The 16,571-nt window shown below is 57.2% G+C and carries 16 protein-coding genes; 9 read left to right on the top strand and 7 right to left on the bottom strand.

From position 1 onward, the window contains the following. Positions 1-159: 159 nt before the first annotated feature. Positions 160-855: a BamJ family beta-barrel-assembly machinery protein gene (gene bamJ / locus K787_RS0113275; protein WP_022963290.1), complete on the top strand. Its 696-nt coding sequence runs from the start codon at positions 160-162 to the stop codon at positions 853-855. Between the two features lie 467 nt (positions 856-1,322). Here the strand turns inward: bamJ and K787_RS0113270 are convergent, their stop codons facing one another. Next, complete coding sequence (locus K787_RS0113270; RefSeq protein WP_022963289.1) at positions 1,323-3,419, bottom strand: carboxy terminal-processing peptidase; 2,097 nt, start codon at positions 3,417-3,419, stop codon at positions 1,323-1,325. A 108-nt stretch (positions 3,420-3,527) separates the two neighbouring features. On the opposite strand from K787_RS0113270, the gene K787_RS0113265 reads away from it, so the two are divergent. After that, the gene (locus K787_RS0113265; RefSeq protein WP_022963288.1) at positions 3,528-4,478 is read left to right on the top strand and encodes an NAD(P)H-quinone oxidoreductase; all 951 of its coding nucleotides are present in this window, start codon (positions 3,528-3,530) and stop codon (positions 4,476-4,478) included. A gap of 66 nt (positions 4,479-4,544) precedes the next feature. Here the strand turns inward: K787_RS0113265 and K787_RS0113260 are convergent, their stop codons facing one another. From K787_RS0113260 to minC, 5 genes are all read right to left on the bottom strand, one after another. After that, positions 4,545-5,840, bottom strand: a complete 1,296-nt coding sequence (locus K787_RS0113260) for a M18 family aminopeptidase (protein WP_022963287.1) — start codon at positions 5,838-5,840, stop codon at positions 4,545-4,547. 25 nt (positions 5,841-5,865) lie between these two features. Then, the gene (locus K787_RS0113255; protein ID WP_022963286.1) at positions 5,866-6,501 is read right to left on the bottom strand and encodes an RluA family pseudouridine synthase; all 636 of its coding nucleotides are present in this window, start codon (positions 6,499-6,501) and stop codon (positions 5,866-5,868) included. 70 nt (positions 6,502-6,571) lie between these two features. Then, positions 6,572-6,832 carry a cell division topological specificity factor MinE gene (gene minE / locus K787_RS0113250; protein WP_022963285.1) on the bottom strand — a complete coding sequence of 87 codons (261 nt, stop codon included), beginning with the start codon at positions 6,830-6,832 and terminating at the stop codon, positions 6,572-6,574. Further along, entirely contained in the window at positions 6,832-7,641 is an 810-nt protein-coding gene (minD, locus tag K787_RS0113245; protein ID WP_022963284.1) for a septum site-determining protein MinD, read from the bottom strand. The genes minE and minD overlap by 1 nt, the downstream gene beginning before the upstream one ends. A gap of 160 nt (positions 7,642-7,801) precedes the next feature. Beyond that, positions 7,802-8,539, bottom strand: coding sequence for a septum site-determining protein MinC (minC, locus tag K787_RS0113240; RefSeq protein ID WP_022963283.1), 738 nt, complete (start codon positions 8,537-8,539; stop codon positions 7,802-7,804). A gap of 125 nt (positions 8,540-8,664) precedes the next feature. On the opposite strand from minC, the gene K787_RS0113235 reads away from it, so the two are divergent. Beyond that, positions 8,665-9,618 carry a lipid A biosynthesis lauroyl acyltransferase gene (locus K787_RS0113235; protein WP_022963282.1) on the top strand — a complete coding sequence of 318 codons (954 nt, stop codon included), beginning with the start codon at positions 8,665-8,667 and terminating at the stop codon, positions 9,616-9,618. Beyond that, positions 9,615-10,802 (top strand): patatin-like phospholipase family protein, encoded by a 1,188-nt coding sequence (locus K787_RS0113230; RefSeq protein WP_022963281.1) that lies wholly within the window; start codon positions 9,615-9,617, stop codon positions 10,800-10,802. Before K787_RS0113235 ends, K787_RS0113230 begins: the two co-directional genes overlap by 4 nt. On the opposite strand, the gene rapA is transcribed toward K787_RS0113230, so the two are convergent. Then, on the bottom strand, positions 10,803-13,643 hold the full coding sequence (gene rapA / locus K787_RS0113225) for an RNA polymerase-associated protein RapA (protein ID WP_022963280.1): 2,841 nt from the start codon (positions 13,641-13,643) through the stop codon (positions 10,803-10,805). 347 nt (positions 13,644-13,990) lie between these two features. Here rapA and K787_RS0113220 point away from each other — a divergent pair, with 347 nt between their 5' ends. The 5 genes from K787_RS0113220 (at position 13,991) to K787_RS0113200 (ending at position 16,444) form a co-directional block, all read left to right on the top strand. Beyond that, positions 13,991-14,173: a hypothetical protein gene (locus tag K787_RS0113220; protein WP_022963279.1), complete on the top strand. Its 183-nt coding sequence runs from the start codon at positions 13,991-13,993 to the stop codon at positions 14,171-14,173. Beyond that, positions 14,157-14,417: a hypothetical protein gene (locus K787_RS0113215; protein WP_370736738.1), complete on the top strand. Its 261-nt coding sequence runs from the start codon at positions 14,157-14,159 to the stop codon at positions 14,415-14,417. The genes K787_RS0113220 and K787_RS0113215 overlap by 17 nt, the downstream gene beginning before the upstream one ends. 108 nt (positions 14,418-14,525) lie before the next feature. Beyond that, complete coding sequence (gene ccoM, locus K787_RS25715; protein WP_022963277.1) at positions 14,526-14,657, top strand: cytochrome c oxidase subunit CcoM; 132 nt, start codon at positions 14,526-14,528, stop codon at positions 14,655-14,657. A 203-nt stretch (positions 14,658-14,860) separates the two neighbouring features. Beyond that, positions 14,861-15,454: a tRNA-uridine aminocarboxypropyltransferase gene (locus tag K787_RS0113205; RefSeq protein WP_028614916.1), complete on the top strand. Its 594-nt coding sequence runs from the start codon at positions 14,861-14,863 to the stop codon at positions 15,452-15,454. Positions 15,455-15,613: 159 nt separating this feature from the next. Continuing rightward, positions 15,614-16,444: an SDR family oxidoreductase gene (locus K787_RS0113200; RefSeq protein ID WP_022963275.1), complete on the top strand. Its 831-nt coding sequence runs from the start codon at positions 15,614-15,616 to the stop codon at positions 16,442-16,444. The last annotated feature ends 127 nt before the right edge of the window (positions 16,445-16,571 follow it).

The following is a 16,571-nucleotide window of genomic DNA, read 5'->3' as shown; positions in this document are numbered from 1 at the left end:
GATTAACTGCAATGATTTTTCGACCTGGGACTATGTCGTTTGTATTCGACGTAGGTATTTGCGAGGGAGTTTGCACTGGTGCTGGTAGCCTGCTGTCAGATCCCCTGCTAAGCTCGGGGTTTTATTTCGCCCGATTCGGGCCCTTCGATTGAGGTAAGCATGAAGCGTAATTTACTGGCAGCCAGCGTTGCATTCAGTATTCTCGCCCTGGCCGGTTGCGGCGAGAAAGAGCCGGAGCTGGAGAGCTCCATTCAGCAGGCCTCCTATGGCATCGGTTTGAATATGGGTGAGAGCCTGCTTAACGACGGACTGGATGACATTGATCCGGAAGCGTTGGCGCTGGGCATGAAAGATGCGTTGGCCGGTAGCACGCCACGCCTGGGTGAGGAAGAACTGACGGCGGCATTCACCGAGCTGCAAACTCGCGCAGAAGAGCGTAGCACTGATCTGGCTGCGCAAGCGATCAAGGTCAATGAAGACTATCTGGCCGAGAACGCTGAACGTGATGGCGTCACTACGACCGCTTCAGGGCTGCAATACGAAGTGATCAGCGAAGGTGATGGCACTGAGCAGCCGAAGGAAGACGATGTCGTGCTGGTGCACTACGAAGGCAAGCTGCTTGATGGCACAGTATTCGACAGTTCAGTCGGCCGCGGCGAGCCAGTGGAGCTGCCAGTCAATGGCGTGATCCCTGGCTGGGTCGAGACCTTGCAGTTGATGAACGTTGGCGACAAGTGGAAAGTCACCATTCCCAGCGATCTGGCCTACGGCGCGCGCAGCCCGAGCCCGGTGATTCCGCCAAATTCCATACTGGTATTTGAGATGGAATTGCTCGGTATTCAGGGCGACCAGTAACGCTCCATCAAGTAACACCCCCAAGGCTCGAAACAGAGCGTTCGCGCCTTGGGTTGTTACTGTTATGCACATTATCTAGTAACACTCAACGATCTTTTTAAGTTTAATTGGCTTGCTTTAGTGCATTATTAACTTGCTGATTTTAAACGATATTTTATTTGGTTAAAAAACATTCAGTTTAACCGCCGCCGCGTTTTCCAAGGCTTCTGGCTACTTCCTCATACCTTGTCCACAGACTTATCCACAGATGTTGTGGGTAACTGAAATACCCGCTTCAAGCGCTTTCAATCTCGCGGTAAAGGAGTGTCCCCTCGTCTAGCGGAGTTCATGCGTGCCCGTCTACAGGTCAAGGCCTGCTGCTCAGATCATTTAAGTGGATGGGGGTAGGGGGTAGAGCGTTGCGGGTGATCCGGGGAGTATGGCGCCGCTAACCCGTTCGGTATTTACCGAACGGGTTCCATTCAAGCTCAGCTGGCTTTGGCGACTCGTTGCTGAAGTTCCAGAAGGTCTATAAGGATTTGCCCGGTTTCAGTCAGGAATGGGTCATCCTTGGTTTCTTCTTCTTCATTGGCTGCCGGGTTGAGCGTCAGCAGCGGATCTGTTTCTTCCAGTTCCGCGAGCGGCTCTTCGCCGCGTGCGCTGCGGCGTTGGTTTTCCAGCTGCAACAGGGTGGCGTCAAAGGCTTCCTGCTGCTCGCGACGCATGGTTTCATTCAGGGGTAGATATTCCCGCTCCTTTATACCCCGGTCCAGCTCTACTCTGGCCAGTGTATAGGTGAAGTCCGGATCATTCGCTGCGCGCAGTTGGTGGCGCTCGCTCAGCTGTGAGAGCAAGGGCGGCAGTTGCCGGTCGATAGCATAGTCAGCCGGTGGAATGGTGTCCCACGGCAACGCCCGGGGCAGGTAGCTCTCGCCGATCTCGGTAGTGTCGAGCAGCGAGGGATAGGTGATGTCCGGCACTACGCCACGATTCTGTGTGCTTTGCCCCGACACTCGGTAAAATTTGGCCAGGGTCAGCTTCAGTTCGCCGTGATTCAGCGGTTGGATGGACTGAACGGTGCCCTTGCCGAAAGTCGGCTCGCCGACCACCAGTGCGCGGCCGTAATCCTGCATGGCTCCGGCAAAAATTTCCGAGGCTGAGGCAGACAAGCGGTTGACCAGGACGGCCATCGGGCCGTTGTAGGAGATGCCGGCATCAGTATCATCCAGTACCTGAATCTTGCCCTGGGTATCGCGCACCTGCACGGTTGGCCCGCGATTGATGAACAGGCCGGTCAGCTCGGTGGCTTCCTGTAGCGAGCCGCCGCCGTTGTTGCGCAGGTCCAGTACCAAGCCATCGACGTTTTCGGCTTCCATCTCTTCCAGCAGCCGGCGTACATCGCGTGTGGTGCTGCGATAGTCAGGATCGCCGCGGCGCTGAGCCTTGAAGTCGATATAGAAGCCCGGTACTTCGATAACGCCGATGCGCTGTTCGTTCTCTCCGCTGCCAAATTTGAGGATAGAGGAAGCCGCCGCCTGATCCTCCAGCTTAACTGCCTCACGTACCAGTACCACTTCACGGCTGGTCAGGTCGGTGGGCGGATTGCTGGCAGGGATCACTTCCAGGCGGACATTGGAACCCTTGGGTCCGCGGATTAGCTTGACTACTTCATCAAGGCGCCAACCCACCACGTCAACCATGTCCTTTTCTTCTTGGCCTACGGCGATGATGCGATCTGCTGGTGCAAGTTTTTGACTTTTGGCCGCAGGCCCAGCAGGCACCAGCCGAACGATCTTGGTGAATTCATCGTCACTCTGCAGTACAGCGCCGATCCCTTCCAGAGACAAGCTCATATTAATGTCGAAGTTTTCGGCGTTTTCCGGCGACATATATTGGGTATGTGGATCATAAGCCTGAGCGAAGGCGTTGATGTAGTTTTGGAACACATCTTCGCTACGCGTCTGGTTCAGGCGTATTTGTTGGCCTTTATAGCGCTTGCTCAATAGCTCTTTGATAGCATCCATATCGCGGCCGGCAAGTTTCAGACGCAGTACTTCATCCTTGATCTGATTGCGCCATAGCTGCAATAGATCAATATCGGTCGTGGCCCACTCGGCTTTTTCCCGGTCCGCAAGGATTTGTTGGTCGGAGCTGAAGTCCAGGCTTTCCAGTTCTTCGTCCAGCAGGCTGCCGGCAAACTCCAGACGCTGGCTCAGCCGTTCGATCTGGCGTTTGTGTATGGCGAAGCCGACACTCAGATCCCCGGCCAGCAGCAGATCATCAAGGCGATAACGATACTGCTCAAAGGCTTTGATATCTTCTGCGGTGAACAGGCTGCGTTGCGGATCCAATTGGCGCATATAACCGTCAAAAATGTCGCTCGACAAGGCATCATCCAGACGAATACGGTTGTAGTGATGGCGGCGTAGCAGTTCCACCGTGTTCAAGCTCGCTACCATCTGATCACGCGTAGGTTGAATGCTGTCCAGATCAAGGTTGGCCGGCTGTTCTTCTGCCATGGCAGTAGTGCCGACGGCGAAGAGCGCGACGAGGCAGGTGGTACGCAGGCTATTGAAGCGTTTCATCAAAATTGAGTATCCGGAATTAGATGGAATTCATGCTTGCCAGTTTAGGCGCAATAAGGGAGGTTGAGTTCCCGTTTTGATTAACTCATATTTTACTATGGAGGCACCGTGAGAGGATTGCAAGCCGAGGGGGGCTCCCTGGAATGGCGTGAACAGCCCGCAGTAGAGCTGCAGGAAGGGCAGGTACGGGTGGCTATAAAGGCGGCCGGACTTAATCGTGCCGATTTGTTACAGAAGGCTGGTATGTATCCACCACCCGCCGGTGTCACGGCGGTGTTGGGCCTGGAATGTGCCGGTACGGTGACCGAGGTCAAGGGTGCCAGTCGCTGGGCACCTGGTGACCGGGTGTGCGGTTTGCTAGCCGGTGGCGGTATGGCCGATGAAGTAGTGGTTGATGCTCGCCATTTGCTGCCGGTGCCGGCCGAACTGAGCTGGGCTGAGGCTGCGGCGATACCCGAGGTATTCACCACGGCCTGGTTGAATATTGTCGAGCTGGGTGCGGCGCAGCCTGGCGAGAAAGTGCTGATCCATGCTGGCGCGAGTGGGGTGGGTACTGCTGCCATTCAAATCTGCAAGGCCTTAGGTAACCCCTGCTGGGTCACCTTGAGCAGTGACGACAAGTTGCAAGCCTGCAAGGCACTTGGTGCTGCCGGCGGTGTTCTGCGGCAGAACGGCATCATGACGTTACAGTCTGAAGGCCCCTTTAATGTGGTATTGGACCCGGTGGGCGGCACTTACGCCGAGCATCATCTGGATCTGCTGGCGCTGGATGGGCGTTGGGTCGTGATTGGTTTGATGGGCGGGCGGGAGGCCAAGCTGGATTTGGGCAAGATGCTGGTCAAGCGTATTCAGCTCACCGGCTCAACCTTGCGCACGCGCAGTGCTGACTACAAAGCTGGGTTGCTGACGCGTATGGAGCAGCGCCTGTGGCCGCTGTTTGCCGCAGGCAAACTGAAACCCATGGTGGCCAAAACCTACAGCTTTGAGCAGGCCGAAGCCGCGTTTGCGGAACTGGCTGCTGACAAGATTGTGGGTAAAGTCATTCTGGTCAAAGACTGATGTATTGATGTAACACAGTAGCGGCCAGCTCACGGCTGGCCGCTACTGTGTTCCGATCAAATCGGGTCAAATAAGCTGCGGGCTGTTAAAGTAGTGAGTCAGCACCTTGATGAGATAAGCCGTGTCCTGGCTGCCAGCCAGTTCTCTGATCGAGTGCATGGCAAAGGTTGGCACGCCGATATCCACCGTTCTTACCCCCAGCCGGCTGGCAGTGATGGGCCCGATGGTACTCCCGCAACCCATGTCACTGCGTACCACGAAACTTTGTACCGGCACGTTTGCCTGATCACACAGATGACGGAAGAAGGCGCTCGTTTCGCTGTTGGTGGCGTAACGCTGGTTGCTGTTGATTTTTATTACTGGCCCGGCATTCAGCTTCGGCCCATGGTTACCGTCATGCCGGTCGGCAAAATTGGGATGCACGGCGTGGGCGTTATCGGCAGACACTAATATGGAGTGCTGCAACAGGCGGATGCGCTCGGCGTTGTCCGGCAGCAGACGTGCCAGCACGTCTTCAAGGAAAGGCCCATCAGCGCCACAGGCAGAGCTTGAGCCGATCTCCTCGTGGTCAGTGAAGACCAGCAGACAGGGCTGGCTGCCATCGCTTTCCAGTAGCGCGGTCAGGCCGGCATGGCAGGACAACAGATTATCCAGCCGCGCCGAGCTGAAAAAATCGCCCTGTAAACCAACGGTAGCGGGTGCCTGGGTATCGTAAAAGCTGAGCTCGTAATCCAGTACCTGATCCACAAGGCAGTCTGGGTGTTCTTCAAGCAGTTGCAGCTTGAGTAGATCGCGCAATTGCACACCAGCTTCATAGCAATGGGCAAGCACAGGCGGAAGGTCGGTCTGGGCGTTGATGGCAATACCCTCGTTCACACCCCGATTGAGATGAATTGCGAGGCTGGGAATGGTGGCGATGGCTCGCTTGAAGTCAATCAGTTGGCTGCTTAATTGCCCTCCAGTGGAACGAAAGGTGACGCGGCCAGCCAGCGACAGGTCGCGGTCAAACCAGGGGGCGAGCAAGGCACCCCCATAGACTTCTACGCCTAACTGCCAAAGACCCTGCTGTTCCAGTTCAGGCTGCGGCTTAACTTTCAGGCAGGGGCTGTCGGTATGCGCCCCCACCATCCGCAAGCCGCTATGCCGCTGCTCGGGCCGGCCGAGACTGAAGGCAATCAGGGACGAGCCATTTCGGGTCACCAGATAACGCCCGCTCTCTTGCAGCGCCCAGTCAGTGCGCTCGTCCAGATGCTGATAGCCGGCGGCGGTGAGCCGCTGGACCAATTGCTGCGTCGCATGAAAAGGAGTCGGCGAGGCCTGGATGAAATCGGCCAGGTACTGATTGATCGCGGTGTGGGTCATGAAGGGTCCTCGTGTACGTCACAGCTCAAAAGGGAGCGGGGCTCTCAAACAGCAGGGGCTCACCGCTGACCGGGTGACTAATGCCCAGCTGCGCGGCATGCAGGGCAAGTCTCGGGCAGGCAGCCAGAGCCTGACTGTGGGCGTATAGCTGGTCGCCCAGCAAAGGATGGCCGATAGCCAACATATGCACGCGCAGTTGATGTGAGCGCCCAGTAATGGGGGTCAGCTCGACCCGGCAGTAGTCGATATGACGCTCCAGCACACGCCAGAACGTTTGTGCATGCTTGCCGAATTCGTGATCGACTATATGCCGCGGTTTGTTGGGCGGGTCATAGCTAAGCGGCAGGTCGATATGCCCAGAATCTGATTCTGGCTGCCCCCAACACAGCGCGATATACGCTTTTTGCGTCTCGCGGTCATGAAACTGGCGTGACAGCTCGCGGTGGCTGTCGGCATTGCGACCCAGTACCAGCAAGCCCGAGGTTTCCCAATCCAGGCGATGAACGATGCGCGCTTCCGGGTAACCGTTTTCTTGCAGGCGGGTAATCAGGCAGTCTTTATTGTCCTCGGCACGGCCAGGTACTGATAACAGCATGGAGGGTTTGCAGATAATCAGAAAAGCCGGATCCTCATGCAGGATGCGGATGTTGGTCAGGGGCATGGAATCACCAGGGCGCGGTCATCAGGGCGCCCCCGTGCAGGGGCGCCGATCAAGTGCTCGAAATCCCGCTTCAGGGGCGTTCAGGCAGGGTGATGTTGAGTTCCAGAATCGAGCAGTCATCCTGGTTTTCCAGGGCAACGTGTACCTGATCCCGGTCGATCTTGACGTATTTGCTGATCACGTCGATGATCTCCTGCTGCAGCTGTGGCAAGTAATCTGGCTGTGAGCGTTGTCCGCGCTCGTGAGCGACGATAATCTGCAGGCGCTCTTTGGCCACAGAGGCGGTAGAGGGTGCTTTCTTGCGGTCACGGAAATAGTCGAAAAGGCTCATTAGCGACCTCCAAACAGGCGCTGCAGCAGGCCTTTCTTCTGAGCCTCGAGGAAGCGATGGGGCTTTTCCTGACCGAGCAGACGGTCGACGGCGTCGCCATAAGCTTGGCCTGCGTCGCTGGCCTCATCCATGATCACAGGCACGCCCTGGTTGGAGGCCTTGAGCACCGCCTGGGATTCAGGGATGACGCCAAGCAGCGGAATCGACAGAATATCTTCGACATCACTGACAGAAAGCATTTCGCCGTTATCTACCCGCTCGGGGTTGTAACGGGTCAAAAGCAGGTGTTCTTTGATCTTCTCGCCCTTTTCAGCCAGGCGTGACTTGCTCGCCAGAAGCCCGAGCATGCGGTCGGAGTCGCGTACCGAGGACACTTCGGGGTTGGTCACGACCACGGCTTCATCAGCAAAATACATGGCCAGATGGGCACCTTTTTCAATGCCCGCTGGGGAGTCGCAAACGATAAAGTCGAAAGTTTCCTTCAGCTCATTGAGTACACGCTCGACGCCGTCTTCGGTCAGCGCGTCTTTATCACGGGTTTGCGAGGCCGGCAAAATGAACAGCTTGTCGCAGCGCTTGTCCTTGATCAAGGTCTGGTTCAGGTTTGAATCGCCGTTGATCAGATTCACGAAGTCATAGACCACGCGGCGTTCACAGCCCATGATCAGGTCCAGATTACGCAGGCCAACATCAAAGTCGACGATAACGGTTTTGAATCCACGCAGAGCGAGTCCGGTGCCGATGGCAGCGCTGGTAGTGGTTTTGCCCACGCCGCCCTTGCCTGAGGTGACGACAATAACTTTAGCCAAAATGACCTTCCTGTCCGGTAATTGAATGGGTGTTGGAAGCACTGTTGATGCCTATATGACAACAGTCATGACAACAGTACGGCAAAGAGGTTTCGCAATTGCCTGGAAGTTGGCTCAGGCTACGGCTGGCGGGCACCCCGTAATGGTTGCACAGTATCGGTCATAGGGCGGCTATCTTCAAGCTGTCGCCGTCCAGGCTGACATGTACGGCCTGCTTCCACAGGCTTTTGCGCAGATCTTCAGCGACTTTGTAGTGCCCGGCGATAGACACCAGTTCGGCCTCCAGCGATTGGCAAAAAACCCGTGCTTCGGTGTTGCCACGCACCCCGGCAAGGGCGCGGCCGCGTAATGGCCCATAGACGTGGATATTGCCATCCGCCAGCAACTCCGAGCCGGCACTGACCGGGGCCAACACCACTAGATCGCCCCCTGGAGCATAGACCTGCTGCCCGGAGCGGATTGGCTGAGTAATGATCTTGTTCGGCACGTTGGCACTGGGCTGCGGCTCTGGTGCCTGCAGCGGTGCTTCGGCAACTACCTCGGCGGGCTTCTCACGGCCGCGCCCCGGCGGCATGAGCACTAGCCCGCTCTGTTGCGCGAGCGGGCGGAAATTCTCCGAGCCACGCAGGGCTACTGGTAGCAGGCCGTGGTTCTTGCAGATTTGCAGCAGCCCGGCCAGGGTGCTCAAGTTCATGTGAGCGTCGAGTTTTTCCAAGCTGATAACCACCGGGGTATCGCTGAAAAAATTAGGTGCCTGCTCTTTCTTGTCGGCCAGTTGTTTGGCGAAACGTCCGGTATCCAGGCGCACTACTTCAATAATGGTGACGGTCAGCATGCCGCCCTTGAGATTGAATACCGGGTCTTGTTCGAGCAGGTCGAGGTTTGTATCAGCAGTCATGTCAGGTCCACAGAGCACAGTTTGTGCGCACACTTATATAGATTGCCCGCGCTGATCGCAAGCAGTGCGCGGCTTGGGTAGAATGCCCTTTTCATCGATGACGGTTCTCTTATGGGCAGTTCGTTATGAGTAGTGCGGTTTTCAGTCGTAGCCTGCTGCAGCCTCGGTACTGGTTGCTATGGTTGGGGCTGGGCTTTTTATGGTTAGTGGTGCGCTTGCCCTACCGGGTACTGCTCGGGCTTGGGCGCCTGCTCGGCTGGGCTATGTACTGGGGCATGCCTGAGCGCAGGCGCATTGCCCAGGTGAATTTGGCATTGTGCTTTCCGCACTGGAGCGAGGCGCGCCGCGCCGAACTGCTCAGGGCCAATTTCGCCTCCAATGGGATAGCGTTGTTTGAAATGGCCATGGCCTGGTGGTGGCCTAAAGATCGCCTGGCCAGGTTGGCGCAGATCGAGGGGCTAGAACATCTTGAGCAAGCGCGGGCAGCGGGGCAGGGGGTTGTGCTGATGTCGCTGCATTTTACTACTCTGGAGCTGGGTGCGGCCCTGCTTGGCCAGAAAGCGACTATCGATGGAATGTATCGCGAGCATCGCAATCCGGCTTTTGATTATGTACAGCGCCACGGCCGGGAAAGACATAACGCCGATGCCGTTGCCATCGAGCGCGAAGACGTGCGGGCGATGTTCAAGTCCCTGCGCGCCGGCAGAGCGATCTGGTATGCGCCGGATCAGGATTACGGGCGCAAGGCCAGCGTCTTCGTACCGCTGTTCGGTGTATCGGCGGCCACTGTGACCGCGACCAGCACCTTTGCTCGGCTGGGCAAGGCGCAGGTGATTCCCTTTACCCAGACTCGCTTGGCCGGCGGGCGGGGGTACAAACTAGTAGTGCATCCGCCGCTGGAGAACTTCCCCAGCCAGGACGAGATCGCGGACGCGTTACGTATCAATCAGTGGGTGGAGCAGGCAATTCTGGCTCAGCCCGAGCAATATATGTGGGTGCATCGACGCTTTAAAACACGGCCAGAGGGTGAAAGCCGGCCCTATGCGAAAAAGAGCAAGCGTCGTCAGGTACGCAGATGACGGAGCCGCAGGTTCGCCAGGTATGTAAGCCGGGCACTACCGGCCTGGTGTTGTCTGGTGGTGGGGCTCGGGCCGCCTACCAAGTAGGCGTGCTGCAAGCCATTAACGAACTGCTGCCTGACCAGAAGGTTAATCCCTTTCCGGTGATTTGTGGCACATCGGCCGGCGCTATCAATGCGTTGGCGCTGGCGACCAACGCGACCGATTTTAGTCACGCTGTGCAACGTATGCATGAGGTGTGGTCGAATTTCCGCTGCCATCAAGTCTACCGTGCCGACTGGCCCGGAGTGCTGGCGCAGGCGCTGCGTTGGACCGGGGCAAATCTGATGGGGATAGGGCGCAAGCATCCCAGCGCCCTATTGGATAACCGGCCGCTTCGGCATTTGCTGGATAAGAGTCTGCGTTTTGGCCAGATTGAAGAATCTCTGCTCAGCGGCCACCTGCGCGCGGTATCGGTCAGCGCATTTGGTTATCAATCAGCAGAATCAGTCTGTTTCTACCAGGGTCATGAGCGCATTACGCCGTGGAACCGGCATCGCCGCGTTGGCGTGCAAACCCCTTTGCGACTTGATCATCTGATGGCATCGGCCGCCATCCCGCTTTTGTTTGCGCCGGTGCAGCTCAACCGTGAGTGGTTTGGTGATGGTGCCGTGCGCCAGCGCGCGCCGATCAGTCCGGCACTGCACTTGGGTGCAGATCGAGTACTGGTGGTAGGCGTGTCCGACAACCTCGCCAATGAGCCGGCTGGCGGAAGGCGCGGGCCGCGCATTCGCAGTGCTTTGCCGCCGACGCTGGCGCAGATTGGCGGTCACCTGCTCAATAGTACCTTCGTTGATAATTTGGAGACGGACCTGGAGTTGCTTGAGCGGATGAACCTTCTGGCCGGCTTGCTGCCGCGTGGTGCGCAGGAGCATGGCAACGGCGTGCAACAGGTGGAGGTGCTGATTATATCGCCGAGCGAGCCGTTGGATCTTATCGCTGCCCGCCACCGGCGCTCCCTGCCTGCACCATTGCGCGCATTCCTGCGTGGCAGCGGGGCGACCCGCGCGTCTGGCGGAAGCGTCGTCAGTTATTTGCTGTTCGAGGCGGAGTACTGCCAGGAGCTGATCGCGCTTGGCCACCGCGATGCGATGGCCAAGCGCGAACAATTGCAGGTTTTTCTGGGGCTGCTCTGCCCGCTTTGATTAACCCACTACCAGCATGCGGATGGCATCCAGGCGGACCTTGGCGTGCCCGATGTGAGCCAGACCCTCAGTCTTGTGGCGCTCTAGCGTATCGATTTCTTCGCTCCGTACCAGTGGATTGACCGCACGCAGTGCGTTGAGTCGCTCAATCTCCTCGTCCAGATCCGTTGCAAAGCGTCGACTGGCTTGTTCCATCAATAGGCGATGCTGTGCTTCGGCAATCACTTCAGCTTGATTGAGCATGCCCTGAACCAGGTCGCGCTGACTTTTGGCGATTTTGCTGGCCAGGTGCTTAGGCACGCTGTCTAGCTGGCCATCCAGCGTCTCGAAGCTGACCTTGGCTGCCAGATCATTGCCGCTGATATCCAACAGGCAGCGGACTGGGGTTGGCGGTAGATAGCGTTGCAGCTGCAATGCCCGTGGCGCGATAGCTTCGCTGACGAACAGGCATTCGAGCAGCAGGGTGCCGGGTTTCAAGCCCTTGTTCTTGAGTACCGCCACCGCGCTATTGCCCATGCTGCCGGACAACACCAGATCCATCCCACCCTGCAGCATTGGGTGTTCCCAGGTAATAAACTGCATATCTTCGCGCGACAGGGCGGTCTCGCGGTCATAGGTGATAGTCACGCCTTCATCATCGCCAAGAGGGAAGCCGGCGTCCAACATGCGTTCGCCGGGGCGCAGCACCAGAGCATTGTCGGAGTGGTCTTCGCTATCGACACCGAACACGTCGAACAGCCGCTCCATATAAATAGCCAGTTGCGGGTCGTTGTCCTGGCGCTCGATCCGGGCCATCATCTGCTGGGCATCGCCGTGACCACGGGAATGGATCTCGAGCAGGCGATCACGTCCGTTGTGCATTTCCTGCTCCAGCGCCAGCCGGCTGGCGCGGGCATTTTCAAGCAACTGCTGCCATTCATTATTCTGCGGATGATCCAATTGCTGCAGCAGTTCGGTGCCGTACTGGTGTTGTATCGCGTTGCCAGTAGGGCAGGTAGCCTCGAAGGCATTCAGTGCCTGCTGATACCAGTTGAACAGGTACTGCTGCGCGGTGTCTTCGATGTAAGGCACATGGATTTGGATCCGTTGCTGTTGACCGATCCGGTCCAGACGGCCGATGCGTTGCTCCAGCAGATCCGGGTGGGTCGGTAGATCGAACATGATCAGATGGTGAGCGAACTGGAAATTCCGGCCCTCACTGCCGATCTCAGAGCAGATCATCACCTGGGCGCCGAACTCCTCCTCGGCAAAGAATGCCGCGGCGCGATCCCGCTCGATAATGCTCATGCCCTGATGAAAGACTGTGGCCGGGATACCACTAAGAACACGCAAGGCGCCTTCCAGATCCATCGCTGTCTCGGCATGGGCGCAGATCACCAGCACCTTGCTGCGTTTGAGCATCTTTAGCGTGTCGATTAGCCAGTCAACGCGTGGATCTTCCAGCCACCAGGGCGACTCTGCACTTTCCAGTTGGTCCTGAAAGGCCACCTCGGGGTACAGCGCGCTACGCCCCTCAAGATCCTGATAGATGTCGGGGCAGGGTAACGGGTGTGGATGCAGTTCACGTTCAGGAAAGCCGGCAATCGCCGCGCGGGTATTGCGATACAGCACGCGACCGGTACCATGCCGGTCCAACAACTGGCGCACCAGGCTGTCACGCGCTTCGGTAGCGTCATCGCCAGGTTGTTCAAGCTGATCCAGCAGGTGATCGGCGCTGCCGCCTAGCCATTGGCTTATGGTCTGGCGCTCACTGGCATCGAGCGGGGCATCCTCCAGTAGTGACTGCACGGCTTCAGCGACTGGTCGGTAGCTGGCTGTTTCGTCACGGAAAGCCTGCAGGTCGTGAAAGCGATCCGGGTCGAGCAGGCGTAGGCGTGCGAAGTGACTGGCCTGGCCGAGCTGTTCGGGGGTGGCGGTCAGCAGCAGAACACTGGGGATCCGTTGCGCCAGTTCCTCAATCAAAGTGTACTCGGCACTGGGGCTGTCGTCGTGCCAGACCAGGTGATGAGCTTCGTCCACTACCAGCATGTCCCATTCGCTGGCCTCCAGGCACTGGCGCGCGAAGGGGTTGTCGAGTAGAAATTCCAACGCCACCAACGCCAGCTGTTCTTCTTCGAAGGGGTTGTCTTCGGCGCCCTGGCAACGGTCAAGATTGAACAAGGCGAAGCGTAGATTGAAGCGCCGGCGCATTTCTACCAGCCACTGATGCTGGAGATTTTCCGGCACCACGATCAGTACGCGGCGTACCCGGCCCAGTTGAACTTGACGATGAATGATCAGCCCCGCTTCGATGGTTTTGCCGAGGCCAACCTCATCGGCCAGCAGCACCCGCGGCGCGATGCGATCGGCCACGTCTTTGGCGATATGCAGTTGATGCTCGATGGGCTGGGTGCGCACCCCGGCGAGGCCGAGCAGCGGCGACTGCTGAATGCGGCAATAGTGCCTGAGGCTTTCGTAGCGCAGGCTGAACCAAGGCAGGGGGTCAATCTGGCTGGCGAACAGGCGGTCGCTGGCCAGGCGGAACTGAATAAAGTTGTCCAGCATGGTTTCCTGGAATTCCGCAGCGCTGCCATCGTCGCGCAGGCCGCTGTAGACCAGCAGACCATCCTCTTCGCGTACATCCGACACGGTCAGCAACCAGCCCTCATGGTGGCTGATGCTGTCGCCCGGGCTAAAACGTACGCGGGTTAAAGGGGCATTACGCAGTGCGTAATGACGGGTTTCACCACTAGCAGGGAACAGGATGACCAGCAAACGGTCATCCTGTGACAGCAGTGTACCGAGTCCGAGTTCCGATTCGCTGTCACTGACCCAGCGTTGCCCGGGGGTATAAACCGTCATGTCACTCTCCTGCCGATTCGAAAAAGGCGGTTATATTAACCGATCCACTCCTGCGCAGAAACCGCCGCGAACAACCCGTATTTTTCTGTCGGGGACGGATTTTGTGAAAATAATATGACTTGCTTCACATTTAGCTGGATAAAGAATGAACAATCGTGGTCGATATAGAGGAAGGTGATCCATGGAGGGTCATTTAGACGTGTGCGCTTTAGTTGTATATAGCGTCACTCACATCATGGTCTGCTACAGGAGTCAGGCCAAGCGAGGCATTCATGCTTATTCCCGGGCTTCCCGTAGTGGGAGCACAACAGGATGTTATAAAGCCGAAACGGACGGTTCAGCCGACTGTGGCGACCGAACCGGTGCATGAGGCGCTGGCAGAAGTGGGTGAGCGGCGCCAGCGTGATGCAGGGCGTTACCCCGAGCGCAGGCGTAATCGAGCCAGGCGACAGCCTGCGTCCGCAATGAGTGGCCGGCAGGACCTGGAAGATCTGCCCAGTAAGGGCTTGCTGGTTGACATTCAAGTCTGAGGCGGTGCTAAGCTGGCATTTCTCAAACGTGGCTGTGGCGGATAGCTTTTTGGCAGACGATACCGATACCCCCATTATCGATTTTCAGCAACGTCGTCGTGAGCGGCTGCACCTGGTGCACGACGCACGTCTGGAAGAAGTGCGCTCGGCGTTCGAGAAAGCGTTTCCGATTCCCGGCAAGCCGCTAGCTAGAGACGGCAAGCCTGCGAAGAAGAAGAAAAAGAAAAATCCCCGCAAGTCTTGATTTAATCGCTCGCAATTCGATAAATGCACCACAGATTTGATCCTTATCAATAAGCCGCAGTAAATGTGGGGATATTCTTTGGTCATGGATGGCTGAGGAGCAAAAGACATGTTTATCGATGAAGTGGTGGTTGCCGGTGTAGTGACAGTGGCTATGATGGTCGCGTTTCTGGGTGGCGTAGTCTGGTTCATCTGGCGCGACAGTCATAAAAAGCGCAAAAACAGTAATCCGCCTGATTGATTTCTACTCTGTGGTGATTTTCCGCCACAGAGTGTGATGCAGTGCATGGCTCGCAAGGCCTTTTGCGGACAGCATGTGCATGCTGTCCGCTTTTTTTTTGTGTCTTTAACCGCTTGCCGTTACCATCGACCTTCCCATCTTGCTAACTCGCACTGTGAAGCGTCCCCGTGAATCCCAACGCCCCCTCTCGTTGCGAATGTTGCTTGCGTCCTGCCAGGTATTGCCTTTGTGCGTTAGTACCGCATATCTCAACGCGCATCCAGTTGTTGGTAATACAGCACCCCAGTGAGCATCGCCATGCCTTGAACACTGCGCGCTTGCTGGTAGCGGGAGTGGCTGGAGCGCATTTGCTGATAACTGAAACTCTTGCTGAGGGCTCTCCCTGGTATAACTTGCTGGCGGACCCAGGCTGGCAAACCGAGATTCTGTTTCCGGGTACAGGCGTCCCGGTGGTGGGGGCCGCCGTCGAACTAGCGCGACCAAGGCGCTTGGTATTGCTTGACGGAACCTGGCGCAAGGCGCGCAAACTCCTGCATCTGAATCCGTTATTACAGCGGCTGCCGAAGGTCGCGTTGCCGGAAGGTTTACAGAGCCGCTATCGCCTGCGCAAGGCGCCCCAGCCTGGCGCGCTCTCCACGCTGGAGGCCGGCGTCGAGGCGTTGCAGCGTATTGAGCCGGCAACCGATTTTTCCCCATTGCTGAAGCCTTTTGAGGCGTTGATCGATGGGCAGATTCAAGCCATGGGTCAAGCGCGTTATCAGGCTAATTACCAGCGCGTTGCTCAGAAGCCGACATAACAAAGCGGGAAGACCGCCAGCCTATTCGCCGGATTTATTATGGTCATTTTCTCCCATCCCGGCGCTGCCGAATGGTTAGACTGACTCTGTCAGTAATTCTGAGACAAAAATAATAAATGCATCGCAGGTAGCGCCCTGCGATCCGCAGAGGACGTGATCATGCAGGCAAATATGCATTCTGGTGGGCAGCGTGTCGTCATTACCGGCGCTGGCAGCGGGCTGGGCAGGGAGTTGGCCCTGTGCTATGCGCGCAATGGCGCGCGGCTGGCACTTGCCGACCTTCAGACCGATGGCTTGAAAGAAACCCTGGAGTTGGCAGAGCAGGAGGGCGGCAATGGCTTCTGCCAGCGTTGTGACGTGCGTGATTTTAGTCAGTTGGCAGCATTGGCGCAGACATGCGAAGAGCGCATGGACGGGATTGATGTGCTGATCAATAACGCAGGGGTTTCTTCGGGCGGGTTTTTTTGGGATCTGTCGCTGGAGGACTGGGAATGGCAGATCAGCGTTAATCTGATGGGCGTGGTTAAGGGTTGCAAGGCTTTTATGCCGATCCTTATGCGTCAGCGCAGCGGCAGGATCATCAATATCGCCTCAATGGCGGCGTTGATGCAGTCCCCCGGCATGAGTAACTACAATGTGGCCAAGGCCGGGGTAGTAGCCCTTTCTGAAAGCTTGCTGGCGGAGTTGCAACCATTGGGTATAAAAGTGAATGTGGTATGCCCGTCTTTTTTCCAGACCAATTTATTGGACTCCTTCCGTGGGCCAGATCAGGCAGCCAAGCAACAGGTGGCCAAATTGCTGGAAAGCTCGCCCATTAGCGCTGCTGACGTTGCGGGCATTATTTATCAAGAAAGCGCCGCTGATCGGTTCATGATCCTGCCACATGAAAGTGGCCGGCTGGCCTGGGCGGCCAAGCAAGCTGATCCGCAAGTCATCTATGATGAGATGACGCGGCTGGCTGCTAAACGGATCGAGCAAGCCAAAATATGAGGGCTTGCGCTAGTATGGACCATTATCATTCAGAGCAATAATGCTTAACCGCACAGCGCGTGGGTCTTAAGCTTTGCGGTCTTTGCACGGCTCGCTAACTCAGCGGGCCGCCAACTTAACCCAACAC

Origin of the sequence: Halopseudomonas pelagia CL-AP6 (assembly GCF_000410875.1) — a bacterium.
In the GTDB taxonomy this organism is placed as follows: Bacteria; Pseudomonadota; Gammaproteobacteria; order Pseudomonadales; family Pseudomonadaceae; genus Halopseudomonas; species Halopseudomonas pelagia.
Note: the sequence above shows the minus strand (reverse complement) of the source record. Positions and strands in the feature narration are given on the sequence as shown.

Bases quoted from the DNA above. Each gene is read 5' to 3' on its own strand.
- bamJ (WP_022963290.1), top strand. From the start codon at position 160: ATGAAGCGTAATTTACTGGCAGCCAGCGTTGCATTCAGTATTCTCGCC.
- K787_RS0113270 (WP_022963289.1), bottom strand. From the start codon at position 3,419: ATGAAACGCTTCAATAGCCTGCGTACCACCTGCCTCGTCGCGCTCTTC.
- K787_RS0113260 (WP_022963287.1), bottom strand. From the start codon at position 5,840: ATGACCCACACCGCGATCAATCAGTACCTGGCCGATTTCATCCAGGCC.
- K787_RS0113255 (WP_022963286.1), bottom strand. From the start codon at position 6,501: ATGCCCCTGACCAACATCCGCATCCTGCATGAGGATCCGGCTTTTCTG.
- minE (WP_022963285.1), bottom strand. From the start codon at position 6,832: ATGAGCCTTTTCGACTATTTCCGTGACCGCAAGAAAGCACCCTCTACC.
- minC (WP_022963283.1), bottom strand. From the start codon at position 8,539: ATGACTGCTGATACAAACCTCGACCTGCTCGAACAAGACCCGGTATTC.
- K787_RS0113235 (WP_022963282.1), top strand. From the start codon at position 8,665: ATGAGTAGTGCGGTTTTCAGTCGTAGCCTGCTGCAGCCTCGGTACTGG.
- K787_RS0113230 (WP_022963281.1), top strand. From the start codon at position 9,615: ATGACGGAGCCGCAGGTTCGCCAGGTATGTAAGCCGGGCACTACCGGC.
- rapA (WP_022963280.1), bottom strand. From the start codon at position 13,643: ATGACGGTTTATACCCCCGGGCAACGCTGGGTCAGTGACAGCGAATCG.
- ccoM (WP_022963277.1), top strand. From the start codon at position 14,526: ATGTTTATCGATGAAGTGGTGGTTGCCGGTGTAGTGACAGTGGCTATG.
- K787_RS0113200 (WP_022963275.1), top strand. From the start codon at position 15,614: ATGCAGGCAAATATGCATTCTGGTGGGCAGCGTGTCGTCATTACCGGC.